The following is a 25,382-nucleotide window of genomic DNA, read 5'->3' on the forward strand; positions in this document are numbered from 1 at the left end:
GTGTGCCGGGGTGGACCGGCGGATCAGCCCTTGATGCCGCCGGCGAGGGCGTTGCCGCCGCCGAGGCCTCGGGACACGATCACGTAGAGGGCGATGACGGGCACGGAGTAGACGATCGAGAACGCGGCGAGCTGGCCGTACGCCACCGCCCCGTTCTGCCCGAAGAAGTTGAAGATGCTCACCGCGGCGGGCACCTTCTCGGGCGAGAGCAGCAGGACGAACGGGACGAAGAAGTTCCCCCACGCCTGGATGAACACGAAGATGAACACGACTGCGATGCCCGGACGCATGAGCGGGATGACGATGCGGGTCAGGGTGGTGAGCATCGAGGCGCCGTCGGTCCACGCCGCCTCTTCGAGCGAGATCGGCACCGAGTCCATGAAGTTCTTCGCCATCCAGATCGCCATCGGCAGCGACGTGGCGGCGAGGAAGAAGATGCAGCCCCACACGTTGTCGATCAGGTTGAGCGACACGAACAGCGCGTAGACGGGCACCATCATCGCGGTGATCGGCAGACCGGTGCCGAACAGGATGCTGTACAGGAACGGCTTGTTGACGCGCATCTTGTACCGGGACAGCGGGTACGCGGCGAGCAGTGCGAACACCACGGTGACGACCGCGGTGCCGCCGGAGAGCAACAGGCTGTTCGCGAGCGGGATGAACGACAGCTCGGGGGTGAGCACCTTCGCGAAGTTGTCGAGCGTGAACTGCGAGGGCAGCTTCACCGACAGCGAGGCCTGGGTGTCGAACGAGGCGAGCACGAGCCAGAGCAGCGGCACCGCGAAGCACACCGCGATGACGAGCAGCACGACGTTCGACACCCACCGCATGGTGCGGCCGCGCGGGGACGTCATGTGCATCGACCCCGGTGCGGTCACCGAACGGGTCGTGGTCTGGTCGAGGGACGGGGCTGTCATGGCCATCAGTCCACCTCCGGCTTGAGGGCTCGGATGTAGATGATCGAGAAGACCGCCCCCACCACGAGCAGGATGGTCGCGATCGCCGTCCCGAAGCCGAGCTGCGAGAACTTGAACGCCTCCTGGTACGCCAGGATCGGCAGGGTCGACGAGTTCGTGCCCGGACCGCCGCCGGTCATCACGAAGATCAGCGTGAAGACCGACAGGGTCTGCAGCGTCGTGAGCATGAGGTTCGTCGAGATGCTCCGGCGGATCACCGGGAGCGTGATGTAGACGAGCCGCTGCCAGCCGGTGGCTCCGTCGACCTCGGCGGACTCGGTGATCTCCTCGGGGACCTCCTGCACGGCGGCCGAGTAGACGAGCATCGAGAACGCGGTGCCGCGCCAGATGTTCGCCAGGATCACGGCGAACATCGGGTACGTGTAGAGCCAGTTCGCGCCGGTGATCCCGATCGACGCGAGGAACGTGTTGAGCGTCCCCTCGTCGTTGAAGAACGCGTACGCCGCGAACGACGCCACGATCTCCGGCAGGACCCACGCCGCCACCACGAAGGTGCCGACGATCGCCCGGACGGCCTTGTTCGCCGAGCGCATCAGCAGGGCCAGCCCGAGGCCGAGCACGTTCTGTCCCACCACGGCCGAGGCCAGCAGGAAGACGACGGTCAGGATGACGGACTTCGGGAAGTCCGGGTCCTGGAACAGCTCGACGTAGTTCTGGAACCCGACGAACTGCTGGTCGGCCGCGCTGGCGCCGGTCAGGGCCGAGTTGGTGAAGGACCCGTAGAACGACGAGATGACGGGGCCCAGCAGGAAGATGACGAGGAGGACCAGGGCGGGGATGAGCGGAACCGCTCGTCCGACGTTCCGCAGCGGTCGCCGCTTGCGCGGCACGGGTGGATCGGTGCGCTTCGGCGCACCGGGCGCCGACAGCGTCGGCGCGAGGGGGGTGCTGGACACGATGGGTGCCTTCCGGGTGCGGAGGGGTTCCGAAGGTGGGGAAGAGCGGACGGGAGGCGCGGTGCGGGACCGCCCCGCGCCTCCAGTCCGTCAGTGGGTGACGTCCGTCAACCAGCGGAGACGGTGTTCTCCTTGCCGACCACCTGCGTGACGGCCTTGTCGTAGGCGGCAGCCGCGTCCTTCGGCGACTGCTGACCGGTCATGACCGCTTCCATCGCGACCTGGATCGCGTTGGACACCTGCGAGTAGTCACTCGTCGCGGGGCGGAAGTTGGTGTTCTCCACCAGCCCCGAGAAGAACTTGAACGTCGGGTTCGCCGCCGTGTACTCCGGGTCGTCCGCGACGTCCTTCCGGACGGCGATCTGGCTGTTCTCGGTGTCGTACTTCAGCGAACCGTCCTTGTCGAGGAAGCTCGTGATGAAGTCGAACGCCGCCTGCGGGTTCTTCGACTTCGCGCCGACCGCCAGGGTCCAGCCGCCGGACATCGAGTTGTAGCCGGGAGCCTGCCCGTTCTGGGTCGGCATGGGCGCCTGGCCCATCACGTCGTTCCACTCGGGCCACGGCGCGGTGCCGGACTTGAGCCACGTGCCGGACTGCCACGAACCGTCCAGGTCGATCGCGAGCTTGCCCTTCGGCAGCCACGTCTGGGCGATGGTCGTGCCGACGTTCGTGTCGAGCGCCTGCTGCGGTGTCGGGCCGAGGCCGCCCTGGTAGACGTCCTTCACGAACTTGAGCGAGTCCTCGAACTGCTTCGAGCCGGTGACCCACTTCTTGTCCTCGTACAGGGTGTTGCCGGAGCCGTCGGCGCCGTACAGGAGCATCTCGAAGCCCTGCATGGTCGAGGCCTCGCCCTGCGCCTTGCCCGAGTAGATGTTGAACGGGATGACGTCGGGCTGCTTCTCCTTGATGGTCTTCGCCGCCGCGAGCACGTCGTCCCACGTCTTCGGCTTCCACGGGACGTCGAGCCCGGCCTTCTTGAAGATGTCCTTGTTGTACCAGAGGGCTCGGGTGTCGGTGCCCATCGGGACGCCGTAGATCTTGCCGTCGTCACCCTGCCCGGCCTGCTTGGCGTTGTCGAAGAACTGGTCCCACTCGTCCCACTTGTCCGTGTACTTGTCGAGTGGCAGCAGGTAGCCCGCCTCGGCATCGGCCTTGACGAGGAACGTGTCCTCGTACATGACGTCCGGGGCGGTGGCCGGCGCCTTGTTCATGAGCGCGAGCTTCGTGTAGTAGTCGTTGCCCTGCGCCTGGATGGGCACGAGGGTGACCTTCTTGCCGGGGTTGTCCTTCTCGTACTGCTTCTTGACGACCTTCATCTGGGCGTCGAGCTGCTGGAAGGCGCCGAACTTCTGGTACGCGATCTTGATCGTGTCGCTCGAGGCGGACCCCGAGCTCGAGCAGCCAGCCAGACCGACTGCGGCCACGGCCACAGCTGCGAGTCCGGCGATGATGCGGGTGCGTTTCATCGGTGCTCCTTTGCACGGGTGATGTCCGCGGGCACCATCGCCCGCGCGCAGGATTAGTCCACCGTATTGACTTAAACCTGTCAAGGAGTTTCTCGGGCCGATTCGGGCGTACCGGGTCGAATCGGGCGTACCGAGCGGATTCGGGCGTACCGGGTCGGAAGTTGCGACCAGGTACGCCCGATTCCACTTCCCATCGCGTGCGTTCTGGGAAGGAACGTCCGTCAGGAGATCGGCGTCGCGCTCCCCGTCACCGTGATCCCGCCGGCCTCGGGCACGTCCACGAGCAGCAGACTCGGACGCCCGACGTGCCGCCCCTGCCGGATCGTGACGCGGTCGCCCGGCTGCACTGCACCGATCTGCCGCAGGTACGCCCCGGTCGACGCCGCTGCCGATCCCGTCGCCGGATCCTCGGTGATGCGCCCGGCGGGGAACAGGTTGCGCGCCTCGTACTCCCGGTCGCCGGTGCGGTGCAGCACCGTGACCGTCCCCGCCCAGCCGGCCTCGCGCTTGAGCTCGGCCAGGGGCCCCGGCGCGAACCGGAACTGGTGGAACAGCTCGCGGTCGTGCAGCACGAGCACCGGGTGCCAGTTGCCGGCGAAGGACTCCAGCACGGGGAACCCCGGAGCGATGTCCGCGGCCGAGAGCCCGAGCAGGTCGAACAGCCGCTCCTGAAGAACGGCGTCGATGTCCCGTGTCGCCGGCTCGACGCTCGTCATCGCGACCTGCACCGCGCCGTCCGCACCGACGGTGGCATCGAGGGCGACCTCGCCGGCCGGGGTCGTGAACACCCGACGGCCCGGCCCCTCGCGCTCCGCCAGCGCCACGGCCAGCGCGACGGTGGCGTGCCCGCAGAACGGCACCTCGGCGCTCGGCGAGAAGTAGCGGACCCGCGGCCCGGTCGACGTCGCACCCACGACGAAGGCGGTCTCGGGGTACCCGACCTTCCGGGCGATCGCGAGCATCCGGTCGTCGGACAGTCCGGCCGCGTCGAGCACGAGCCCGGCGGGGTTGCCACCGCCCGGCTCGGCGGCGAAGGCGGTGTACCGGAGGATCTCCTGCTGCATGCCCCGACGCTACTGCGGCGTCACGACCGGGTGCGCGGGCCGATCACCGACGGGTGGCCCGGACTGCTGCGGCGCCGCGGGTGGCTCCGAGGGCAGCGCGAGGAACACGGCGAGCACGATGTAGCCGGCGGGCACGAAGCAGAGCAGGACCCACCACCCGGAGCGGTTCGTGTCGTGGAGCCGCCGCATCGCGATGGCGATCCAGGGCAGCAACGCCGCGAGCCCGACGACCACGAAGACCCCCAGTGCGATCTGGGCGAAGACCGGCATCGACGTGAGCAGGAACCACCAGACCGGGAACGGGTTGAAGGACTGCATCGCCTGGTCGAGGACGCGCGCTTCCTCCGGGCTCGGCATCGGTGGGGGCGTCGTGAAGAGTCCGATGCCGTACACGATGTTGATCGCAGCGGAGATGATCGCCCACCACAGCGCCCACCACCAGAACTCGGCACGAGCGGCACGACCCCGGAACACGACGTACCCCCGCCAGAACCGCGAGAACGAGGCGGGGAAGGAGGCCTGGTGCCAGGGGACCCCGACCGGTGGCTGCTGCGTCTGGTGCACCGGACCTGCTTACCGGGGCGACCTGGGCCCTCCTGAGCACTCCTCGGCGGGCCCGGCGTGGCGGGTGGGGGTAACCCCCGACCACTTCCGGGTGCGCACGTGATGTTTCAGCGTCACGTCCGTCGCGAGACTGGATCCATGAGCACCGACACGCGCCCCACCACCGCCCGCCGCACCCTCCGGATCGCCCTCGCCACCACCGCCGCGGTGTCCGCCCTGCTGCTGACCGCCGGCTGCAGCGCGATCCAGGACATCGTGCCGAACAAGACCCCGCAGAAGCACTTCGACGCGTACTCGGACGCCCCGCGCTCCGGGGAGTCCGAGGACCTGGCGTTCTTCATGCCGAAGTGGGTGCCGGAGGACGCGAAGGACATCGATGTCCGCCTCCACGTCTCGCAGCCCGGGTACGTCATCGGGTTCGCGTCGAAGGACGGCGTCGACGTGGACGGCTGCACCCCGCTCGACGAGTCGTACGGGGGCACGGCGATGACCGCCGACTTCCTGCCCGAGGATCTCCCGACGAAGGGCCTGGTCACCTGCGGCGACGGCCGCGCGGTCACCGAGATCGACGGCCGCTGGTACGGCTGGACCACGAAGGACGCCATCCCGGGTCAGGACGACACCCAGACCATGCACGGGTCGGCGGACTGACCGCAGCCACCCACCGGCCTGGAGGCGCGTGACAGCCCCGCACCGCGCCTCCAGTCCGTCGCGCGGTCGCGCCCACCGCGCATGGTGAGCAGGAATGGTCGGGTCCGCTGTGCGAACCCGACCATTCCTGCTCACGAAGTGCCCCCGTGGGGCGTGGGGACTACTCCGCGGCGGCCGCGGTCCTGCGGCGGCGCACGATCAGCACGCCCGCGCCCGCCGCGAGCAGCAGGAACGCCACCAACGCACCGGCACCGAGGCCCGCAGCACCGGTGAACGCGAGTTGCCCATCCACGGTGATCGTGATCGGGGTCCACCCGATCAGGCTCCCGTCCGCAGCGGTCACCGCGAGGCGGTGCACGCCAGCGACGGTGTCAGACGGGATCGTCACCCGCACCGTCCGGTCAGCAGCGACCACAGCCGTGCCGATCAGCGTCGGCTCCGAGAACAACCACACGTTCACGACGTCACCGGCCGAAGCCGTCCCGACCGTCACCGTGATCGTCTCCCCCGCACGAGCGGTCGCCGGGGCTGACACCCCACCACGGTTCGCCTCCGTCAACAGCGACTCCGACGGCGCCACCGGAGCAACCGGGGCAGCCGAAGGACCCGGGGTCGGGACCGCGGTGGGCGTCCCACCCGGAGTCGGGGTCGGGGTCGGCGTCGTGCCGCCGTCGCCCGGGGACGGGGTCGGGGTCGGCGTCGGCGTGGGCTCCGTGCCCGGGTCGGTGTCGCCGCCCTCGCACGGGTACGTCCCCGTGCGGAGCGAGAACCCGTCCGTGTCGTTGTCGTCGGCGTAGAAGGTCGCGCGCTCCCCGTCGGTGCAGACGCCCGAGATCGCGAAGCCCTCGTTGGCGAGCGTGCGGTCGGCGGCCGACGGCGCCTCGTACAGCGTCGACGCGGCGAAGGCCCCGTCGGTCACCTCGAACAGCGCGGTCCGGCCGGAGCACACCTCGTCGCAGACCACCCAGAGCGCGTCGAGCGTCGGGTCGAACTGCACGTCGGCGACGACGGCGAGCGAGGTCGCGATCGTGGCGACCCGCGCCGAGGACCCGTCGTCCATCAGGGCGTAGGCGTACACGCTCGCGGTGCCTTCGACCCCGACGAAGAACAGGCCCTCGCCGTGTCCGGCGTAGCTCGACGGTGCGTAGGCGGCGCCGGTGCGCTCGTCGGCGAAGCCGTGCGCGGTGAGCCAGGTGTCCGGGATCCAGGTGACGCCCTCGAGCCCGGCGTTCGCGCCCAGCCCGGGGAAGTCCGCGGCGAGGTTCCACTCGTCCGTGGCCCGCAGGGTGCCCTCGGAGCCGTCGGTCGTGGCGTAGCGCAGGACCGACGGGCGGCTCGTGCTCGACACGTCGTTGTTGCGCTCGGTCGACACGTAGACGGCGCCGGGGTCGTCGCTCGTGACGGTCACGCCCTCGGCGTCCGGGGTGCCCGTGCCGTCGGCGTAGCGCAGGTCGGTGCCCGCGGCGTTCGACGGCGCCCAGCCGCCCGCGCCGTCCGAGGTCAGGTGGTAGAGCAGGCCGTCGCCGTTCTGCACGGCCCAGAGCTGCCCGTCCCGCGAGGTCCCCGAGGTCGTCCAGTCGAGGCCGCTCAGGTCACCGGTGAAGGTGTCCTCGTCGTCGAGCACGGTCTCGTCCGGGCCGCCGGGCCAGGCCTCGGCGGTGACGACGCCCGCGAACCGGTTCGCCGCGCCCTTCGTGGGTGCCGCCGTCTCGGCGAAGTCGCCGGTGCCGTCGGGGTTGCGGCCGTACGTCGTTGCGGCGTGCGCCGTCCACGAGGTCGAGTCGACGACCGCACCGCGGGCGTCGAACAGCCGCACGGAGTCCGCCTTGCCGAGTCCGAAGCCGAACGCCGCCTCGTCGAGGACGGTGAAGCCCCCGGCCGCGACGGTCGTGCCCGCGGGGATCGTGTACGCGTGGTCGTCCTCGCTGTCGCGCAGCACGTACCCGCCCAGGTCGACGGTGGTGCTGCCGGTGTTGGTCAGCTCCACCCAGTCGCCGGGGGTGCCGTCCTGCGACTCGACCTCGTTGATCCGCACGGGCGAGGAGCAGTCGTTCGCAGCCCCCTTGGTCGAGGCCGTGGTGTCCACGAGCGGCCCGACACCGTCGGCGCAGCGGCCGTAGGTGACACCCGCGTGGGTCGTCCAGGCGTACCGGAGCACCAGGTCGCCGGCGGGGTCGTACAGGCGCGCGGTGTCCGCACCGCCGAGTCCGAAGTCGAAGCCGGGGGCGGTCGCGGACAGCTGGTCGACGACGAAGTACCCGCCGGCGGCGATCGTCGAGCCGCTGGGCAGCACGTACGCGTCGTGCGAGTTGTCGGAGTCGAGGAACGCGTACCCGGTCAGGTCGATCGCGGTGCCCGAGGTGTTCTTGAGCTCGACCCAGTCGGTGTCGTCGGCGTTCGACTCGACCTCGTTGACGACGAGGCCGTTCGCCGCGACGGCGCCGACGGCCGGGTCGTCGTCACCGACGGCGGCGAGGGCCGGGCTGGCGGTGACGACACCGGCGGCGACGACCAGGGCGGTCGCGACGGCGGGGCCGATGCGGAGTGTTGGCGGGCGCAGTGTGGGCGGGCGCATGCAGGGTCCTTCTCGGGGGAGCGAGCGGGCGAAGACCTGCACGACTGTTCAGCATCCACGCGACGGGCCGGTGGCCGCGGGGTGAACGCACGGTGTCCCGGGTCGCGCCCGGCGCCCTGGACCCGCCGCGTGCGGACGGGAGGCGCGGGGCGGGCCCGCACCGCGCCTCCCGTCCGCCCTGCGGTCGCGCTCACCGCATCCGGTGCGCAGAAGACGTCGGGTCCGCACTGCGAACCCGACGTCTTCTGCACACTCGTTGCTCGAGGTGTCAGCGCTCGGTGACCTCCGAGAAGTCCGGCGTCCCGTCGGGCAGCGCGGGCAGGGGCGTGCCGTCGACGTAGCGGGGCCAGGCCAGGGCGCGGGAGGCCGACGGACGGGACGCGTAGCGACGCCCGTCGGACGCGACGACCGTCTCGGGCGCGGGACCGGGGGCGGAGGCAGGAGCGGGAGCGGGCGGCAGCGGCAGATCGGGTGCAGGAGCGGGTGCAGGAGCGGCGGGCGTCGGCGTCGCGCTCCACGCCGGCTGCTGCTCGGGCACCGACCACGTCGCCGACGGCAGCGTGGCTCGCGGACGGAACAGGGCGTTGCTCAGGGGCACCACGACGGTCCCGAGCAGGTCGAGGATCACCACCACCCAGACGAGCCGCCAGTAGCCGCGGGCGTAGTCGACGTCCGGCGCGAGCAGCGGGATCGAGAGCAGGAGCGCGAGCAGGGCGATGACGCCGACGGCGGCCTTCGCGACGACCTGCAGGACGGGCGTCGGGTACCGCCGGTGGATCACGAGGAGCAGGTGGACGTGCAGGAGCGCCACCCGGGCGACGCCGACGAGCCAGATCCAGTGCCAGAAGTGCTCCAGGACGAACCAGATGCCGTCACCGGAGACGCCCGTCGGCACGATCCACACCTTGTACAGACCGGCGACGAGCAGGTACATCGACGTGGCGATGCTCGCGAACGCGAAGATCCCGGACCGCCTGGACGAGACGTCGGCGTCGTACCAGGACAGCAGCGCGAAGACGACCACGACGACGATCGTCAGGAGCAGCTGGACCGCGACCATGCCGAAGTCGCCGAGGAGCACCGCGGCGATGCCGACCAGGCCCGCGGCGACGACCGCGCCGATGATCGTCCGGAACACGAGTGGGCGCACCCTCGCCCACCGCGGGTCCATCGTGCCGTCCGTGTCGTTCGCGCTGTCCGTGCTGTCCGTGCTGACCGTGCTGTCCGTGCTGTCCGTCATGTGTCCCCCGTCGATCCCGCACACCTGGCGGATCGTCGTTCGGCAGCGTAGCGGGCCGGGGCGGAGTGCTCCGGCCGGGCAGGCTGCCGGGCGACGACGCCCCTGCCGTCAGCGCCGGATGAGCAGGGTGCTGGCCCGCGGCGAGAGCGCGGCGTCGAGCACCAGGCAGGCGGCACCCACGGCGGCGACGTCGGCACCGCGGTCGCTCTCCACCACCTGCACGGCGTGCTTCGGCACGAGCAGCGGCGACCCGACGATGGCGGTCCGCGCAGCCGGCAGGGCAGCGCTCGCGATGCGTGACCAGAAGGGGCCGCCGAACACCACGCGGTCGATGTCGAGCAGGTTCACGATGAGGACGACGGCGTTGCCCATGACGGTGCCGGCATCGGCCGCGAGCGTGACGGCGGTGTCGTCCCCGTCCGCGATGGCCGCGGCGAGCTCGTCCCACGCGGCGTTCACGGCGTCGACATCGGCGGCGTCCGTGGCATCGGCGGCATCGGCGGCACCGGCGACCGCGCCGCCGCCTGACAGTGCGAGCCCGCGCGACCGCGCGACCCGCACCAGCCGGTCCGGCGCGACGGCTGCACCGACCTCGCCGCGCGTGCCCGAGCCGTCCGGGGTGCCCGCGAGCGTCCCCTGGTCGACCATGATGTGCCCGGCGTCACCCGCGTTCGACCCCACCCCGCGCACGGGTTCGTGGTCGACGACGAGCCCGACGCCGAACCCGGTGCCGAAGTACACGAACGCGAAGTTCCGGGCCGAGGACTCCCCCGCCAGGAACATCTCGCCGACCGCGGCGGCCGTGACGTCCTTCTCGAGCAGGACCGGGTAGCCGGTGGCCTCGGCGAGCGCATCGCGCAGCGGCACGTCCCGCCACCGGGGCAGGAACGGCGGGTCGACCACGATGCCGGCCTCGACGTCGATGGGTCCGGGGCTCGCGATCCCGACGCCGAGCACGCTGTCGACGGCCACCCCGGCGTCGGCGACGAGCCCGTCGACGGCCGAGGCGATGGTGCGCACCACCTCGGACGGGTCGTCGGCGGTGGGGGTCGAGGTCGTGGACGCGGCGACGACGGTGCCGGCGAGGTCGAGCAGCACGTAGGTGACGACGGCCGGGTCGACGTGCACGCCGACCGCGTACCGGCTGCCCGGTTCGAGCCGCAGGATGGTGCGGGGCTTGCCGCGGCCGGAGACGACGGTGCCGGACTCGACGATCATCCCGGCCTCGATCAGGAACCGGGTGACGTTCGACACGGTCTGCGCGCTCAGGCCGGTGCGGGCGGCGAGTTCGACGCGGCTCAGGCCGTCGGGCGAGCGGCGGACGGCGTCCAGGACCACGGTGCGGTTGAACCCGCCGATCGACGGGAGGTTCGCTCCGCGTCGATGCTCTGCCATGCCGCGACCATACCGCGACGCCGCTCGGGCACCCGCTCGCGTGGTCCGGTCAGAGCGCCCTGTCCTGGATCAGCCCGCCGGACGTCCGGTCGACGACCGCACCACGAGCGAGACCGGGAGCGTCGCCCCCTGCAGTGCCCCGTCGCCGATCGCCGCGAGCAGCCGTTCCACCGCCACGGTGCCCATGAGGGCGGTCGGTGAGTGCACGGTCGTCATGGGCGTGGGCAGCTGCGCCACGACCGAGATGTCGTTGTAGCCGACGATCGACAGGTCGTCGGGAACGCGGAGGCCGCGTTGCCGCGCGGCGCCCATCACGCCGATCGCCGCGGTGTCGTTGACGGCGAAGATCGCGGTCGGTGGGTCCGACAGCGAGAGCAGCGTGTGCGCGCCGACGACGCCTCCCTCGACCTCGAAGTCGCTGTGGACGACGAGCGCGTCGTCGACGACGAGGTCCCGCCGCTCGTGCGCCAGGCGGAACCCGGCCACCCGCTCCACGGCGGTGCTGGCGTGGCGCGGCCCGGCGATGACGCCGATGCGGCGGTGCCCCAGCGCGAGCAGGTGTTCCGTCGCCATCCGGCCGCCCTCGACGTCGTCACCGACCACGGCGGGCATCCAGTCCCCGGGGTGGCGGTTCGTCGCGATCACCGGCACGGGGAGGTCCACCAGCCGAGGGTTCGGGGACGACAGGTGGAGCGAGCTGACGATGAGGCCGTCGACCTGTCGGGAGAGCAGGAAGTCGACCGCGTCCAGTTGCGCGCCCATGTCGTCCGGGGGCGTCGTGAGCAACAGCTGGTACCCGGCAGATCGGGCGGCCGACTCGACGGACTGGCAGATCGTCGCGATGACCGTGTCGGCGAGCCGTGGCATCACGACGCCGATGGTGTTCGACCGCCGGGTCCGGAGCGATGCTGCGAGTCGGTTGGGGCGGTACCCGAGCTCGGCCGCCGCCGCGATCACCCGCTGCGCCGAGGCGCTCCACCCCTTGGTCGGCTCCGCCTGTCGGAGCACGCGCGACGCCGTCGAGATGTGCACGCCGGCGAGCGCGGCGATGGCCTGGAGGTTCACGTCACCACGACGATCCTGCTGACCGTGTCCGGCCGGGTCGTCGCTCGTACTGCCCATCCGTCGAGTCTAGGTGACAGATCGTCGTCACACCGGACGGCGCGAACGTTTGCAGGCGCCGCGCCCGACGACAGCCCGGGCGAGCCGAAACACACTGGTTACACGGGCGGACGTCGATCGAAACAGTCGACTGTCAGGATTCCGGTCAATGCAAACGATTGCACGAATTGCAGCAACGACGAGAGACGGTGGCCCATGGTGAAAGAGATCTTCGTGTCCTTCGGCGTCGACATCGACGCGGTCGCAGGCTGGCTCGGCTCCTACGGAGGGGCGGATTCCCCCTCGGACATCCAGCGCGGGATCTTCGCGGGACGGACCGGCGTCCCCCGTCTGCAGAAGGTGTTCGACCGCGCCGACATCGCAGCGACCTGGTTCATCCCCGGCCACTCGCTCGAGACCTTCCCGGACCAGTGCAAGGCCCTGTTCGACGCCGGCCACGAGATCGGTGCGCACGGGTACAGCCACGAGAACCCCGTCGCGATGACCGAGGCGCAGGAGGACGCGGTGATGGAGCGCTCGGTCGAGCTGATCACGCGACTCACCGGTCAGCAGCCGACGGGCTACGTCGCTCCGTGGTGGGAACTGAGCAGCTACACGCCCACGCTCCTGGAGAAGTTCGGGTTCAGCTACGACCACAGTCAGCAGCACAAGGACTTCGTCCCCTACTACTCGATCGTCGGCGACCAGTGGACACCGATCGACTACTCGCAGGACCCGCACACGTGGATGACGCCGCTCGTCCACGGGAGCGAGATCGACCTCGTCGAGATCGCGGCGAACTGGTACGTCGACGACCTGCCCCCGATGATGTTCATCAAGTCGAGCCCGAACAGCCACGGCTTCGTCAACCCGCGCGACGTCGAGCAGATGTGGAAGGACCAGTTCGACTGGGTGTACCGCGAGCTCGACTACGCCGTCTTCCCGATCACGATCCATCCCGACGTCTCCGGACGACCGCAGGTCCTGCTCATGATCGAGCGGCTCATCGAGTACATCGGGGGCCACGAGGGCGTCCGGTTCGTCACGATGAACGAGATCGCCGACGACTTCCGCGTCCGCTTCCCGTTCGCGCAGCCCGAGCGCCCACGCGAGTACTGATGTGCGGCGGATGTGGCGGGAACGGTGGGCACCGTGACTGGTACGCCGCCGGTGTCGAGGACACCCCCGCCGCGCGCAAGCGGGCGCAGCTCCGGCTGGCCGCCTGGGCGACCCGGCTCTTCGCGGACGATCGGATCCGCGTCCACGAGGTCCCGGGCACCGTGCGGCTCGTGATCGTCGGGCCGACCGGCAAGCGCGTCGTGGCCCAGGGCGTCGACGGGGTCCTGGACGCGGTCGAACAGGTCGGAGCCGGGCGCACCGACTGGTCGGCCGTCGCCACCCGCGTCCGCAGGGCCGACCCGCGTGGCGACACCGACTGGGAACACCGCTGCCTCGCCCGCGCGGTCTCTCGACGAAGGGACACCCTGCCGTGACGGACCCCACGCTCCCCCGGATCGTGTACCTCGCCCTCGGCGGGACCATCGCGAGCGTCACCTCGGGCGATCCGCGCGACTGCGGCGCCGTCCCGCGGATCGCAGCCCGCGACCTCCTCGCCGGTGTGCCGGCCATCGCGCAGGTCGCACGGGTCGAGGCCCGCCAGCTCGGCATGGTGCCCTCGCCCTCGCTCGACTTCGACGACGTGCAGCGGGCGCTCGACGCCGCGCGGGACGCCGTCGCCTCCGGAGCCTCGGGCGTCGTGCTGTCGCAGGGCACGGACACCATCGAGGAGACCGCGTACCTGCTCGACCTCGCCTGGGACCGCCCCGAGCCCCTCGTGGTGACCGGAGCGATGCGCCACGCCTCCTCGCCCGGGGCGGACGGCCCGGCCAACCTGTTGGCGGCCGTGTGCGTGGCCGCGGCACCGGCAGCAGTGGGACGTGGCGTCCTCGTCGTGCTCGACGACGAGGTGCACGCCGCCGGGACGGTCCGCAAGACGCACACCTCGTCGACCGGTGCCTTCGCCTCACCGGGTTCCGGTCCGCTCGGACGGGTCACCGAGGGCTCGCCCGTCTTCCACGCTCCGGCGTCCCGAGCGCCCGCGCTCACCACACGCGTCGCGCCGCTGCCTCCGGTGGCCCTGCACCGGGTCACCCTCGCCGACGACGGCCGGGTCCTGTCGACCCTGGACGGACTCGGGTACCGCGGCGCGGTCATCGAGGGCTTCGGCGGCGGGCACGTCGCCGAGCGCACGGTCGACGCCGTCCGCGCCCTCGCCGCGCAGATGCCGGTCGTGCTGGCGTCGCGGACCGGCGCCGGTGCGACGCTCACGACGACGTACGGCTTCGCGGGCGGCGAGATCGACCTGCTCGGCGCCGGACTCGTCCCCGCCGGCAACCTCGACGGCCTCAAGGCGCGTCTCCTGCTGGCTGCCCTGCTCGCCCTCGACGCCCCGGACGACCGCATCCACGCGGCGTTCGCCGCCCACGGCCGGGGCTCTCCCCCGACCGGCCACCCCTGACCGCACCCACGCTCCGCCTCCGCCCGTCAGCCCGCGCCGCGCCGCCGTCGCAGCGCCGCACCGCCGTACCGAGAGGAAGACCATGTCCACCACGACCATCCACGAGCCCGAGGACCTCGAGCTCGCCACCGGGACGTTCCCGACGATCGGGCCGAAGGAGACCAAGCGCGGCGCGACCCTGGCGTTCTTCGCCTGGACCCTCGCCGTCTACGACTTCATCATGTTCGGCACGCTCCTCCCCCGCATCGCCGAGGACTTCGGGTGGAACGAACAGACCGCCCTGCTGGCGAACACCCTCGTGAGCGTCGGTGTCTTCGTCGTCGTCGTCCTCGTCGGTCTGGTCGTGGACCGACTCGGCCGGCGCCGCGGCATGATGATCACGATCGGTGGCGCGGCCCTGTCGTCGCTGCTGACGGCGGCGTCGACGGGGGTCGCCTCGCTCGTCGGCTTCCGGGCCCTGAGCGGCTTCGGGATGGCCGAGCAGTCGGTCAACTCCACCTACCTCAACGAGGTCTTCGCGCTCACCGAGCTCGAGGGCGTCAAGAAGCGTCGCGGCTTCTTCTACAGCCTCGTCCAGACCGGGTGGCCGATCGGTGCGCTCCTCGCGGCCGCGTTCATCGCCGGCATCAACGGGCTGTTCGGACAGGAGTCCTGGCGGCTCGCGTTCCTCATCGCCACCGTTCCGGCACTGTTCGTGCTGTTCCTGCGCAAGGGCATCAAGGAGACGCCGCAGCACCGTCTGAACACGTACCTGCGGCAGCTGCGGAAGTCCGGTCGCGCCGAGGAAGCCACCGAGGTCGCCGCCCGCTTCGGCATCGTCGACGAGGGGCCGAACCCGCTGCGGGCGATCTTCGGCCGACGGTACGCACGCAACACCGTCGTGCTCTCGATCGCGTGGATCGTGAACTACTTCGGCATCACCACCACGAGCGTGCTCGGGACGACGATGCTCGAAGGCGTCAAGGGTGTCGACGCGAGCATGTCGCTGCTCATCATCGTGCTGTCGAACGTGGTCGGCGCCGCCGGCTACCTGTTCCACGGCTGGCTCGGCGACATCATCGGCCGCAAGACCACGATCGTCGTGGGCTGGGTGCTCGCGGGTGTCTGCTGGACCCTCTTCGTGCTCGGTCCGGACGACTTCGGCTACGTCCTGGTCACGTACATGCTGACGCTGTTCTTCCTGCTCGGCCCGTACGCGTCGCTGCTCTTCCTGCAGGCGGAGTGCTTCGACTCGAGCTGCCGCGCCACCGGGTCCGCGTTCGTCACCGCGATGGGCCAGCCCGGCACCATCATAGGCTCGGCTGTGCTGACGGCCCTCGTCGCCGGGAGCATCGGGCTCGGCCCGGCCGCCCTCATCGTCGGTGCGGGCGGCATGGTCCTCTCGGGTCTGATCATGCTCGGGACGAAGCGCGTGGCGGTGATCGACCATTGAGCGCCACGCCACCGACCGGCGTGTACTCCGAGTTCTCGGGGAGCGTGGTCGTCATCACCGGCGCCGCGAGCGGGATCGGCGCGGCCCTCGCGGTGCAGCTCGCCGAGTACGGCGCGAACATCGTCATCCCCGTGTTCGCGGGTGACCCGCACGATCCCGCACCCGTCGTCGACGCCGTCGAGGCGGCCGGGGGCAGTGCGCTGACGGTCACCGCGGACGTCCGCAGCACCGAGGACGTCGACGCCGTGTTCCAGGCGGCCGTCGACCGCTGGGGTCGCGTCGACCACGTGGTGGCGGGAGCGGGGGTCCTCCGTCGGCAGCCGCTCGACACCATGACCGACGCGGCGTGGGACGACATCCTGCAGGTGGACCTGCACGGTGTGATGCGCACGCTCCGGGCCGGTGCCCGGCACCTCGACCGGGGCGGGTCGATGGTGGCCGTGTCCTCGATCGCGGGCGGCGTGTACGGCTGGGTCGCACACAGCCACTACGCCGCGTGCAAGGCGGCGGTGATCGGCCTCGCCCGGAGTGCGGCAGCCGAGCTGGCACCGCGCGGGATCCGGGTGAACACCATCGTCCCGGGGCTCATCGAGACCCCGCAGTCCTCGGACGCCCAGAACTCGCTCGGCCCGGCGGGCCTCGCCGCCGCGGGTGCGCGGATCCCGTGGGGTCGTGTCGGCCACGCCGACGAAGCAGCCGCGGCCATCCGGTTCCTGCTCAGCCACGAGGCGCGCTACGTCACCGGGCAGGAACTCGTGGTCGACGGCGGCCTGACCATCCTGATGGCCGACTGATGACCGACGGGACGGTGTTCGACCTCACCGGGACGACCGCCCTGGTGACGGGTGGTGCGAGCGGCATCGGTCTCGCCATCGTGGAGACCTTCGTCGCCGCCGGAGCGCGGGTCGTCGCCGCGGACCTCGACGTCGACGGCCTGGCGGAGCTCGCCGAGCAGCTGGGCGTCCGGACCATCGTGCTCGACGTCACGGACGAGGACGGGGTCGAGGCCGCCGTGGCGTCGGTCGACGAGGAGTCCGGCGGGATCCAGGTCCTGGTGAACGCCGCCGGCGTCCTCACGCAGGCCCCGCTCGAGGAGCTCACCACGGCGGACTGGGCGCGCGTCATGGCGATCGACCTGACCGGGGTCTTCCTGGTGATGCGAGCAGTCGGTCGGCGGATGCTCCGCGACGGGCACGGGCGCATCATCAACCTCGCCTCCCAGCTGGCGATCAAGGGCGGCTCCGAGGTCGCGCACTACGCGGCCGCGAAGGCCGGCGTCATCGCGCTGACGAAGAGCGCCGCGATCGAGTGGAGCGGACGGGGCGTGCTCGTCAACGCGATCGCACCCGGCCCGATCGTGTCGCCGATGACCGACCGGATGACGGAGCAGTGGCGGACGGACAAGGCCGCGGAGCTCCCGATCGGACGTTTCGGGGCCCCCGCCGAGGTCGCTCCGACCGCGCTGCTGCTCGCGTCGTCGCCAGCGGGTGACCTGTACACCGGGCAGACGCTCGGCCCGAACTCGGGTGACGTCATGCCGTGAGCACCACACGCCGGTCGGCCGCCCGGTTCCGCCGCGGCAACGGTGCGGTCTCGGTCTGCCGTCGTCACTGGCTTCCGCAGGGTCTGCACCGTTAGCCTGGCCGCATGTCCGACCTGCGCCTGGAAGAACTCTCCGCGAAGACCGCTGCCGCGGCCAACTCCCTGACGCTCAAGCCGGGCCAGGAACAGTTCGTGCAGCCGACCACCTACGGGGTCGCCGAGTCCGACGTCAAGCCGAGCTCCGCGTGGACCCGTGTCGTCCTCGACGACGACGAGGTCCTCGGCCTGATCATCGGTTCGTTCGACGCCGACAACGCGCAGGAAGAGCTGCGCAGCTGCATCTGGCGCGTCAACGTGGCGGCGAGCGCACAGGGCCGGGGCGTCGGTCGCTTCGCCGTGCACGGGCTGGCGGACGAGGCACGCAGCCGTGGGTTCGAGCGACTGACGGTCGTGTACGAGCCGGGCGGCGACGACAGCCCCGAGGCGTTCTTCCGCGCCGTGGGCTTCGAGGTCGTGCGCGAGACCCAGTACGGCGACCACTTCGCGGTCCTGACGCTCTAGCGTTCCCCGACTACGCTCCAACGCCGTGCCCTCCGACGCCGTACCGTCCGACGACGCGGCCGTCGACTTCGGCGCCGCCGTCGCCGAGGTGGTGCGGATGATCCCGCCGGGTCACGTCATGACGTACGGCGACGTCGCCGCAGCCCTCGGGTCGCGGGCGTCGCGTGCCGTCGGCAAGGTGATGGCGCACGAGGGCGCCGACCTGCCGTGGTGGCGCGTGGTGCGCGCGGGTGGGCACCCGCCGCTCCACCACGAGGCCCGGGCGCTCGAGCACTACCGCGCCGAGGGGACGCCGCTCGTGCAGGGGACGACGGCCTGGAGGCTCGACATGCGTCGTGCGCGCTGGTCACCCGCCACGGACGCGGACGACCCGTTCTGATCCCCGGCCGCGCAGGTCGGCCCGCCGGGGTCCGCACCGGATCGGCCGTCAGCGGTCGAAGCGCGCACCCTTCGGGTTCGCGGGCAGCAGGCACAGCACGTACACGATGAGCGAGCCGAGGCCCGGCAGCACGTGCAGGAACTGCCAGAAGCCGGACAGGTTGGCGTCGTGCAGCCGTCGGGCGCCGAGCGCGAGCGACCCGATGAGCGTCGCGAGCACCCACAGCATGAACAGGTAGGAGCCGACGGGGTTCTCGAGCACCGGGGTGTCCGGCGTGAACACCTGCGGCACGAGCTGCAGCACGAGCCCGATCGCGAACGACGTCAGCCACCACCACCAGAACTCGGCGCGCGATGCCCGTCCGGTGAACACGGTGTACTTCCGCCAGAACCGTCGGACGGCCTCGGTGAAGGGGGCACCGTAGAAGGGGTCGTGCAGGGCGACGCCGCCGGGCTGCACCACGCTGTCGTTGCTCATGGAGCAAGCCAACCACGTGGTGCAGCCCGACCGGGGCCTAGACGAGCGAGTCGCGCCAGGCCGCGTGCAGCTGGGCGAACCGCCCGGTGCCGGCGATGAGGTCGGCGGGGGTGCCGTCCTCGACGATCCGGCCGTGCTCCATCACGAGCACCCGGTGGGCGATCGCGACGGTGGACAGCCGGTGCGCGATGATCACCGCGGTGCGGTCGGCGAGCAGCGTCTCCAGGCCCTCCTGCACGAGTCGCTCCGAGGGGATGTCGAGCGACGCCGTGGCCTCGTCGAGGATGAGCACCTTCGGGTCCGCGATGAACGCCCGCGCGAACGAGAGCAGCTGCCGCTGACCCGCCGAGACACGGCCGCCGCGCTTGTTCACGTCGGTGTCGTACCCGTCGGGCAGCGCCATGATGAACTCGTGCGCGCCGACCGCCTTGGCGCTCGCCTCGATCTCCTCACGCGACGCACCGGGCTTGCCGAGCGCGATGTTGTCCGCGACGGTGCCGGAGAACAGGTACGCCTCTTGTGTGACCATGACGATCGCGCGGCGCATGTCCTTCGTGTCGAGGTCCCGCAGGTCCACACCGTCGAGCTTGACCGAGCCCTGGGTCGGGTCGTAGAAGCGCGCCATGAGCTTGGCGAGCGTCGACTTGCCGGCACCGGTGGACCCGACGAGGGCGATGGTCTGCCCCGACGGGATGTGCAGGTCGAACTCCGGCAGCACGACCTTGCCCTTGTTGTAGGCGAAGACGACGTCGTCGAAGTCCATCTTCCCGGTGGCGTCCGCCAGGCGGGTGGGCTTCACGGGGTCCGGCACGCTCGGCCGTTCCTCGAGGACACCGGAGATCTTCTCCATCGCCGCCGAGGCCGACTGGTACCCGTTGTAGAACATCGCGAGTTCCTGCGCCGGGTCGAAGAAGCGCTTGGCGTACAGCGCGACCGCGAGCAGCGCACCGACCTCGAGCGTCCCGCCGACGATCCGGAAGCCGCCGACGATGACGACCGCGGCGAGCGTGGCGTTGCCGATGAGCACGAGCACCGGGTCGAAGGTCCCGAACAGGTTGAACACCTTCGTGTTCGCCACCCGGTAGTCCTCGACGTAGCCGCCGTACTCGTCACGGTTGCGGGACTCCTTGCGGAACGCCTGCACCGCTCGGATACCCGTCATCGTCTCGACGAAGTGCACGATGACACGCGCCGAGGTGACACGGGTGGAGCGGAACAGCGTCTGCGAGTTCGTCTGGAACCAGCGGATCAGGAACCAGAGCGGCACGAGCGACACCGCGAGCACGAGCCCGGACGTCGGGTCGAGCAGCACCAGGGCCACGGCGGTGAACGCCATGTACAGCACGCCCTGGATGAGCTGGTTCAACCCGGAGTCGAGCAGCTCGCGGATCGAGTCGAGGTCACTCGTCTGGCGCGAGATGATCCGGCCCGACGTGTAGGTCTCGTGGAACTCGAGCGAGAGCCGCTGCGTGTGCAGGAACACCCGCTTGCGCAGGTCGAACAGGATTGCCTGGCTGATCCGTGCCGCGAGCACCGTGTACCAGGCGGTGAGCACCGCGCCGAGGACGGCCACGACGATGTACGTCGCGACGACGCCGAACGCCGGCACCCAGTCGTTCTGGTCCATCACCGCGGGCAGGGCGTTGTCGATGCCCCACGCGATGAGCGCCGGACCCGCGACGGTGCCGGCGGTCGAGACCACGACCACGATCCCGAGCAGCACCAGCCGGAGCTTCAGCGGTGCGGCGAGGGACCCGAGCAGGGCGAGGGACCGGCGCCGCAGGCGCTTGCTCTCGGCCTTCGTGAAGTCATCACGCTCCTCGCCGCGCACGCCCATGGTGGTGATCGAGGCGGTGACGGGGGCGGCAGCCTGCTCGTCCGGAGCTTCCTGCGGGACGGACGCCGTTCCTCCCGGCAGGTTCTGGTCGGTCTGCTGGCTCATGCCATCGCCTCCTGTCGTGCGGTCGCGTCGTCGTCGTCGAGCGACGAGATGACGTAGCGGTAGTGCTCGTTGGTGGCCATCAGGTCGTGGTGGGTCCCGACGGCCGTGACGACGCCGTTCTCCATCAGGGCGACCCGGTCGGCCAGCGTCACCGTCGACGGACGGTGCGCCACGATGAGCGACGTGGTGTCGGCGAGCACGCGTCGCAGGCCCGCCTCGACCCGCGCCTCGGTGTCGACGTCGAGCGCCGACAGCGGGTCGTCGAGCACGAGCACCGACGGCCGCGCAGCGATCGCGCGGGCGAGTGCCAGGCGCTGGCGCTGGCCGCCGGACAGCGACAGCCCCTCTTCACCGACCCGGGTGTCGACGCCGTCGGGCAGGTCGTCCACGAAGGACGCCTGCGCGATGTCGAGCGCCTCGCGCATGAGCGCCTCGGCCTCGGCACCCTGCACGTCCGGTCGACCGAGCAGCACGTTCTCACGCACGGTCGACGAGAACAGGGTGGCGTCCTCGAAGGCGACGCCGACGTGCCGGCGCAGCTCTTCGCGGGTGAGGTCGCGGATGTCGACCCCGTCGATCGTCACCGAACCGCCGGTCACGTCGTACAGACGCGGCACGAGCGAGAGCAGCGTCGTCTTGCCGCAGCCGGTGAGCCCGACGAGCGCCATGGTCTCGCCCGGCTGCAGCTGCAGTTCGACGCCGTTGATCAGGTCCGGGTACTGCGGTGCGGAGTCCTGGTACCGGAAGTGCACGCCGTTGAACGACAGGGCGCCGTGCGGCTCCGCGATCGTCTTCGGGTGCTCCGGGTCCGTGATGGTGTTCTCGGAGTCCATGACCTCGAAGAAGCGGTCGACCGCCGTGCGCGTGTCGAACGTCATCGAGAGCAGGAAGCCGATCGACTCGATCGGGAACCGCAGCACCGTCGCCGTCGCGAAGAAGGCGAACAGCTGGCCGACGCTGAGCTGCCCCTGCGATGCCAGCCAGATGCCAGCGAGCAGGCACAGCGCGAACGCGACGTCCGGCACGAGCAGCAGCCACAGCCAGATGCCCGCGATGGCCTTCGCCTTCTTGATCTCGGTGCCGCGCAGGGCCTCGGCCTGCTCGCTGAACTCCTCGAGCTTCGCGCCGCCGCGACCGAACGCCTTGAGCACGCGGATGCCGTGCACCGACTGCTCGACGCTCGTGGCGAGGTCACCGACCTGGTCCTGGCTGCGGCGTGCGACGGCGGAGTACCGGCGCTCGAACAGCAGGCCGTTGATCCACAGCGGGATCGAGGCGATCAAGAAGATCAGCCCGAGGATCCACCCGAAGGTGAACAGCACGACGAAGCCGACGACGATCGTCACGATGTTCACGACGAGCAGGACGACGCCGAAAGCCAGCCAGCGCCGGATCAGCGACAGGTCCGACACGGAACGGGACAGCAGCTGCCCGGACTCCCAGCGGTCGTGGAACGCGACCGGCAGGTCCTGCAGCTTCGCGTAGAGCGAGTTGCGCATGCTGGTCTCGATGCGGGTCGAGGGGCGCATCACCAGCCGGCGGCGCGAGGCGATGAAGAACGCCTCGAGCACACCGAGGGCGAGCACCCCGAGCCCGGCGGGCCAGATCTGTGCCGAGTCGCGCGACGACAGCGGACCGTCGACGAGCCACTGCAGCACGTAGGGGATTGCGAGCGCCACCAGGGAGGCTCCCATCGCTGCGGCCATGCCGCCGATGAGGCGCCCCTGGTAGGGCTTCACGTAGGGGTAGATCCGCGCGATCGCGCGGAAGGTGGACGGGCGCGCCGTGGTGGGCGACTTGGACATGCGTTGCGTCCTCATGCGTCTGCCGGGTCCCCGGGTCGCGCTGCGCGGTGCGTGCTCGCTGCTTGCTTGCTCGCTTGCTCGCTTGCTGCTTGCTTGCTCGCGTCGCGCGGCTTCGGCCTGGAGGCTCGGTGTGGCGTTGCGTGGTGATCATCGGCCGGGCGCGTGGTCGCGTCTCCGCCGTCACTCGCGTGACGTCGGTCGGGCCGGAGGCACCGAGGGACAGTCGTCCCCCGGGGTTCAGGCGGGTGGTTCGCGGACGCCGGTGGTGCTGCGTCGCGGGGCCGTGGGAACGGCCCGACTAGACGGCGGCCGCGGCGCGGGGCCGCGGTGCGATCAGGGATCGCCGTGCGGGAGTGGTCCCCACGACGGACACGAGACCTGCACGGGCGGCCGTCGCCACGGTTCCGGTCATGTTGTCCATCGTCACTCCAGTCGTCGTCTTCGTCACCGTTGTGTCCGCGGTGCCGCCGGTCCCGAGGGATCGTCGGCTGCCTGCCGCGGAGCCTTACAGACTATTCACAGTGACTCACGGCGCGCAATGGTTCGCCACCGATTGTTCACGTCAGTGGAAGAAGTGGCGCTCGCTCGTGAAGTACATCGTGACGCCAGCGGCCTTCGCCGCGGCGATGACCTCGTCGTCGCGGACACTGCCGCCGGGCTGCGCCACCGCACGGACACCGGCGTCGAGCAGCACCTGCAGGCCGTCGGCGAACGGGAAGAACGCGTCCGACGCCGCGACGCTGCCGGTCGCACGGTCACCCGCACGGTTCACCGCGAGGTGGCAGGAGTCGACCCGGTTGACCTGGCCCATGCCGACACCGACGCTCGCGCCTTGGTTCGCCAGCAGGATGGCGTTCGACTTCACCGAACGGCTCGCACGCCACGCGAAGGCCAGGTCGGCGAGGGTCTGCTCGTCGGCGGGCTCGCCGGCGACGAGCGTCCAGGTGGCCTGGTCGAAGCCCGTGAATCGGTCGGCGTCCTGCACCAGGAAGCCGCCGGAGATCTGCTTGACCTCGCGGTCGGCGAGCGCGAAGTCGGCCGGCAGCGTGAGCAGGCGGATGTTCTTCTTGCGCGACAGGATCTCGAGCGCCTCGGGGTCGAACCCGGGGGCGACGACGACCTCGGTGAAGATGTCCTTCACGGTCTCGGCCATGGCCACGGTGACCGGGCGGTTCGCGGCGATGACCCCACCGAACGCCGAGAGCGGGTCGCAGGCGTGCGCGGCGGCGTGGGCCGAGGCGATCGGGTCGGCGGCGTCGGCCGGGGCGATCGCGATGCCGCACGGGTTGGCGTGCTTGATGATCGCGACGGCGGGCTCGTCGAAGTCGAACGCTGCACGGACCGCTGCGTCGGCGTCGACGTAGTTGTTGTACGACATCTCCTTGCCGTGCAACTGCGTCGCCTGCGCGATGCCGGTGCCGTCCGACGTCGTGTAGAGCGCCGCGGCCTGGTGCGCGTTCTCGCCGTAGCGCAGGGTCGCCGACAGCTCGGCCTCGACCGCCAGGTGCTCGTCGAACGCACCGGGGGTCCGGATGTCGCCGGCGGTCGTCGGGGCTGCAGCGGCCGTGACGACGTCGCTCGCGAAGTAGGACGCCACCGCGGTGTCGTAGGCGGCGGTGTGCGCGAAGGCCTGGGCGGCGAGGCGCTTCCGGAGCTCGAGCGTGGTTCCGCCGGCACGGACGGCCTCGACGACCTCGGGGTAGGACGCCGGGGAGACGACGATCGCCACGTTCGGGTGGTTCTTCGCCGAGGCGCGGACCATCGCGGGGCCGCCGATGTCGACGTTCTCGACCACGGTCGCGGTGTCGGCACCCGACGCCACGGTCTCGACGAACGGGTAGAGGTTCACGACGACGAGCTCGAACGGCGCGATGTCGAGGTCGGCGAGCTGCTGCTCGTGCGACTCGAGCCGCAGGTCGGCGAGCAGACCGGCGTGCACCGACGGGTGCAGCGTCTTCACGCGACCGTCGAGGGACTCCGGGAACCCGGTGACGCTCGCGACGTCGGTGACGGCGTACCCGGCGTCACGGATGGTCTGGGCGGTGGAGCCGGTCGACACGATCTCCACCCCGGAGTCGGCCAGGGCACCGGCGAGCTCGAGCAGGCCGGACTTGTCGCTCACCGAGATGAGTGCACGGCGGACCGGGACCACGTCACGGTCGCGGTAGAGGCTGGGGTCGGCTGCGTGCACGCTCATGCGCTCGGGGTGCCCTTCAGGTCGGTGGTGCCGTTGGCGATGTCGAGGATGGTCTGGATGAGCAGGCGGCGCTCGACCGGCTTGATGCGGTCGTGCAGCGTGGACTCGGTGTCCCCCGGCAGCACCGGGATGCGCTCCTGCGCGAGGATCGGCCCCGTGTCGACGCCGTCGTCGACCGCGATGACGCTCGCACCGGTCTCGGTGACCCCGGCAGCGAGGGCATCCCGCACGCCGTGGGCGCCGGGGAACTCGGGCAGGTACGCCGGGTGGGTGTTGATGATCCCCGGGGCGAACTCGGACACCACGGCCGGGGGCAGCAGGCGCATCAGGCCGGAGAGCACGAGCAGGTCGGGCGACCACGGGCGGATCTGCTCCGCCAGGGCCTGGCCCCACTCGGCGCGGGAGTCGTAGCGGGTGAACGGCACCGTGAAGGTCGGGATCGAGAACTCCTCGCCCAGGCCGAGACCCTCGGCGTCACGGTCGGCACCGATGGCGACGACACGGGCGGGGTACTCGGCGTCGAAGGTCGCTTCGAGCAGGGCTCGGAGGTTCGACCCGGTACCGGAGATCAGGACGACCAGTTCGAGCACGGCACCAACC

23 protein-coding genes are annotated in these 25,382 nt (G+C 70.8%); 9 read left to right on the forward strand and 14 right to left on the reverse strand.

The annotated features are described in order from the left end of the window. Positions 1-23 precede the first annotated feature (23 nt). The 5 genes from QRN49_RS00940 to QRN49_RS00960 form a co-directional block, all read right to left on the reverse strand. Positions 24-917: a carbohydrate ABC transporter permease gene (locus tag QRN49_RS00940; protein WP_371830315.1), complete on the reverse strand. Its 894-nt coding sequence runs from the start codon at positions 915-917 to the stop codon at positions 24-26. Positions 918-922: 5 nt separating this feature from the next. Continuing rightward, positions 923-1,873, reverse strand: coding sequence for a carbohydrate ABC transporter permease (locus tag QRN49_RS00945; RefSeq protein WP_502868951.1), 951 nt, complete (start codon positions 1,871-1,873; stop codon positions 923-925). 107 nt (positions 1,874-1,980) lie between these two features. Then, positions 1,981-3,339 (reverse strand): extracellular solute-binding protein, encoded by a 1,359-nt coding sequence (locus tag QRN49_RS00950; RefSeq protein ID WP_284753388.1) that lies wholly within the window; start codon positions 3,337-3,339, stop codon positions 1,981-1,983. A 221-nt stretch (positions 3,340-3,560) separates the two neighbouring features. Further along, positions 3,561-4,403 carry a PhzF family phenazine biosynthesis protein gene (locus tag QRN49_RS00955; RefSeq protein ID WP_284753389.1) on the reverse strand — a complete coding sequence of 281 codons (843 nt, stop codon included), beginning with the start codon at positions 4,401-4,403 and terminating at the stop codon, positions 3,561-3,563. Positions 4,404-4,412: 9 nt separating this feature from the next. After that, a complete protein-coding gene (locus QRN49_RS00960; RefSeq protein WP_284753390.1) occupies positions 4,413-4,967 on the reverse strand; it encodes a DUF805 domain-containing protein in 555 nt (184 codons plus the stop codon). Between the two features lie 138 nt (positions 4,968-5,105). Between QRN49_RS00960 and QRN49_RS00965 the strand changes: the two genes are divergently transcribed. Further along, positions 5,106-5,618, forward strand: a complete 513-nt coding sequence (locus tag QRN49_RS00965; protein ID WP_284753391.1) for a hypothetical protein — start codon at positions 5,106-5,108, stop codon at positions 5,616-5,618. 160 nt (positions 5,619-5,778) lie between these two features. Here the strand turns inward: QRN49_RS00965 and QRN49_RS00970 are convergent, their stop codons facing one another. From QRN49_RS00970 to QRN49_RS00985, 4 genes are all read right to left on the reverse strand, one after another. Beyond that, positions 5,779-8,193 carry a lamin tail domain-containing protein gene (locus QRN49_RS00970; RefSeq protein ID WP_284753392.1) on the reverse strand — a complete coding sequence of 805 codons (2,415 nt, stop codon included), beginning with the start codon at positions 8,191-8,193 and terminating at the stop codon, positions 5,779-5,781. Between the two features lie 268 nt (positions 8,194-8,461). After that, on the reverse strand, positions 8,462-9,433 hold the full coding sequence (locus QRN49_RS00975; protein WP_284753393.1) for a hypothetical protein: 972 nt from the start codon (positions 9,431-9,433) through the stop codon (positions 8,462-8,464). 108 nt (positions 9,434-9,541) lie between these two features. Continuing rightward, positions 9,542-10,828: an ROK family transcriptional regulator gene (locus QRN49_RS00980; RefSeq protein WP_284753394.1), complete on the reverse strand. Its 1,287-nt coding sequence runs from the start codon at positions 10,826-10,828 to the stop codon at positions 9,542-9,544. A 69-nt stretch (positions 10,829-10,897) separates the two neighbouring features. Beyond that, positions 10,898-11,950 (reverse strand): LacI family DNA-binding transcriptional regulator, encoded by a 1,053-nt coding sequence (locus QRN49_RS00985; protein ID WP_284753395.1) that lies wholly within the window; start codon positions 11,948-11,950, stop codon positions 10,898-10,900. 195 nt (positions 11,951-12,145) lie between these two features. Here QRN49_RS00985 and QRN49_RS00990 point away from each other — a divergent pair, with 195 nt between their 5' ends. The 8 genes from QRN49_RS00990 (at position 12,146) to QRN49_RS01025 (ending at position 18,361) form a co-directional block, all read left to right on the forward strand. Then, positions 12,146-13,048, forward strand: a complete 903-nt coding sequence (locus QRN49_RS00990; protein WP_111024790.1) for a polysaccharide deacetylase family protein — start codon at positions 12,146-12,148, stop codon at positions 13,046-13,048. Then, a complete protein-coding gene (locus tag QRN49_RS00995; protein WP_284753396.1) occupies positions 13,048-13,422 on the forward strand; it encodes a hypothetical protein in 375 nt (124 codons plus the stop codon). Before QRN49_RS00990 ends, QRN49_RS00995 begins: the two co-directional genes overlap by 1 nt. Beyond that, the gene (locus tag QRN49_RS01000; RefSeq protein ID WP_111093564.1) at positions 13,419-14,447 is read left to right on the forward strand and encodes an asparaginase; all 1,029 of its coding nucleotides are present in this window, start codon (positions 13,419-13,421) and stop codon (positions 14,445-14,447) included. Before QRN49_RS00995 ends, QRN49_RS01000 begins: the two co-directional genes overlap by 4 nt. Before the next feature lie 82 nt (positions 14,448-14,529). Continuing rightward, positions 14,530-15,879, forward strand: coding sequence for an MFS transporter (locus QRN49_RS01005; RefSeq protein ID WP_284753397.1), 1,350 nt, complete (start codon positions 14,530-14,532; stop codon positions 15,877-15,879). Further along, positions 15,876-16,673: an SDR family NAD(P)-dependent oxidoreductase gene (locus QRN49_RS01010; protein WP_284753398.1), complete on the forward strand. Its 798-nt coding sequence runs from the start codon at positions 15,876-15,878 to the stop codon at positions 16,671-16,673. Before QRN49_RS01005 ends, QRN49_RS01010 begins: the two co-directional genes overlap by 4 nt. Next, positions 16,673-17,422, forward strand: coding sequence for an SDR family NAD(P)-dependent oxidoreductase (locus tag QRN49_RS01015; RefSeq protein WP_284753399.1), 750 nt, complete (start codon positions 16,673-16,675; stop codon positions 17,420-17,422). The genes QRN49_RS01010 and QRN49_RS01015 overlap by 1 nt, the downstream gene beginning before the upstream one ends. Positions 17,423-17,526: 104 nt before the next feature. Next, positions 17,527-17,982 (forward strand): GNAT family N-acetyltransferase, encoded by a 456-nt coding sequence (locus QRN49_RS01020; protein ID WP_027466669.1) that lies wholly within the window; start codon positions 17,527-17,529, stop codon positions 17,980-17,982. Positions 17,983-18,007: 25 nt separating this feature from the next. Continuing rightward, complete coding sequence (locus QRN49_RS01025; protein ID WP_284753400.1) at positions 18,008-18,361, forward strand: MGMT family protein; 354 nt, start codon at positions 18,008-18,010, stop codon at positions 18,359-18,361. Positions 18,362-18,409: 48 nt separating this feature from the next. Here QRN49_RS01025 and QRN49_RS01030 read toward each other — a convergent pair whose 3' ends face one another. From QRN49_RS01030 to purN, 5 genes are all read right to left on the reverse strand, one after another. After that, the gene (locus QRN49_RS01030; RefSeq protein WP_110863162.1) at positions 18,410-18,838 is read right to left on the reverse strand and encodes a DUF805 domain-containing protein; all 429 of its coding nucleotides are present in this window, start codon (positions 18,836-18,838) and stop codon (positions 18,410-18,412) included. 37 nt (positions 18,839-18,875) lie between these two features. Beyond that, positions 18,876-20,675 (reverse strand): ABC transporter ATP-binding protein, encoded by a 1,800-nt coding sequence (locus QRN49_RS01035; RefSeq protein ID WP_284753426.1) that lies wholly within the window; start codon positions 20,673-20,675, stop codon positions 18,876-18,878. A gap of 101 nt (positions 20,676-20,776) precedes the next feature. After that, on the reverse strand, positions 20,777-22,585 hold the full coding sequence (locus tag QRN49_RS01040) for an ABC transporter ATP-binding protein (protein ID WP_027466673.1): 1,809 nt from the start codon (positions 22,583-22,585) through the stop codon (positions 20,777-20,779). Between the two features lie 562 nt (positions 22,586-23,147). Then, a complete protein-coding gene (gene purH / locus QRN49_RS01045) occupies positions 23,148-24,782 on the reverse strand; it encodes a bifunctional phosphoribosylaminoimidazolecarboxamide formyltransferase/IMP cyclohydrolase (RefSeq protein WP_284753401.1) in 1,635 nt (544 codons plus the stop codon). Continuing rightward, complete coding sequence (purN, locus tag QRN49_RS01050; RefSeq protein WP_071404669.1) at positions 24,779-25,372, reverse strand: phosphoribosylglycinamide formyltransferase; 594 nt, start codon at positions 25,370-25,372, stop codon at positions 24,779-24,781. Before purN ends, purH begins: the two co-directional genes overlap by 4 nt. Between the last annotated feature and the right edge of the window lie 10 nt (positions 25,373-25,382).

The organism is Curtobacterium sp. ME-Dv--P-122a, assembly GCF_030209645.1.
In the GTDB taxonomy this organism is placed as follows: Bacteria; Actinomycetota; Actinomycetes; order Actinomycetales; family Microbacteriaceae; genus Curtobacterium; species Curtobacterium flaccumfaciens.

Coding starts and splice junctions, on each gene's coding strand:
- QRN49_RS01040 (WP_027466673.1), bottom strand. CDS start 22,585: ATGTCCAAGTCGCCCACCACGGCGCGCCCGTCCACCTTCCGCGCGATC.
- QRN49_RS00980 (WP_284753394.1), bottom strand. CDS start 10,828: ATGGCAGAGCATCGACGCGGAGCGAACCTCCCGTCGATCGGCGGGTTC.
- QRN49_RS00970 (WP_284753392.1), bottom strand. CDS start 8,193: ATGCGCCCGCCCACACTGCGCCCGCCAACACTCCGCATCGGCCCCGCC.
- QRN49_RS00985 (WP_284753395.1), bottom strand. CDS start 11,950: ATGGGCAGTACGAGCGACGACCCGGCCGGACACGGTCAGCAGGATCGT.
- QRN49_RS00940 (WP_371830315.1), bottom strand. CDS start 917: ATGACAGCCCCGTCCCTCGACCAGACCACGACCCGTTCGGTGACCGCA.
- QRN49_RS00990 (WP_111024790.1), top strand. CDS start 12,146: ATGGTGAAAGAGATCTTCGTGTCCTTCGGCGTCGACATCGACGCGGTC.
- QRN49_RS00955 (WP_284753389.1), bottom strand. CDS start 4,403: ATGCAGCAGGAGATCCTCCGGTACACCGCCTTCGCCGCCGAGCCGGGC.
- QRN49_RS00975 (WP_284753393.1), bottom strand. CDS start 9,433: ATGACGGACAGCACGGACAGCACGGTCAGCACGGACAGCACGGACAGC.
- QRN49_RS01005 (WP_284753397.1), top strand. CDS start 14,530: ATGTCCACCACGACCATCCACGAGCCCGAGGACCTCGAGCTCGCCACC.
- QRN49_RS01035 (WP_284753426.1), bottom strand. CDS start 20,675: ATGGGCGTGCGCGGCGAGGAGCGTGATGACTTCACGAAGGCCGAGAGC.
- QRN49_RS00950 (WP_284753388.1), bottom strand. CDS start 3,339: ATGAAACGCACCCGCATCATCGCCGGACTCGCAGCTGTGGCCGTGGCC.
- QRN49_RS01030 (WP_110863162.1), bottom strand. CDS start 18,838: ATGAGCAACGACAGCGTGGTGCAGCCCGGCGGCGTCGCCCTGCACGAC.
- QRN49_RS01020 (WP_027466669.1), top strand. CDS start 17,527: ATGTCCGACCTGCGCCTGGAAGAACTCTCCGCGAAGACCGCTGCCGCG.
- QRN49_RS00965 (WP_284753391.1), top strand. CDS start 5,106: ATGAGCACCGACACGCGCCCCACCACCGCCCGCCGCACCCTCCGGATC.
- QRN49_RS01015 (WP_284753399.1), top strand. CDS start 16,673: ATGACCGACGGGACGGTGTTCGACCTCACCGGGACGACCGCCCTGGTG.
- QRN49_RS00995 (WP_284753396.1), top strand. CDS start 13,048: ATGTGCGGCGGATGTGGCGGGAACGGTGGGCACCGTGACTGGTACGCC.
- purH (WP_284753401.1), bottom strand. CDS start 24,782: ATGAGCGTGCACGCAGCCGACCCCAGCCTCTACCGCGACCGTGACGTG.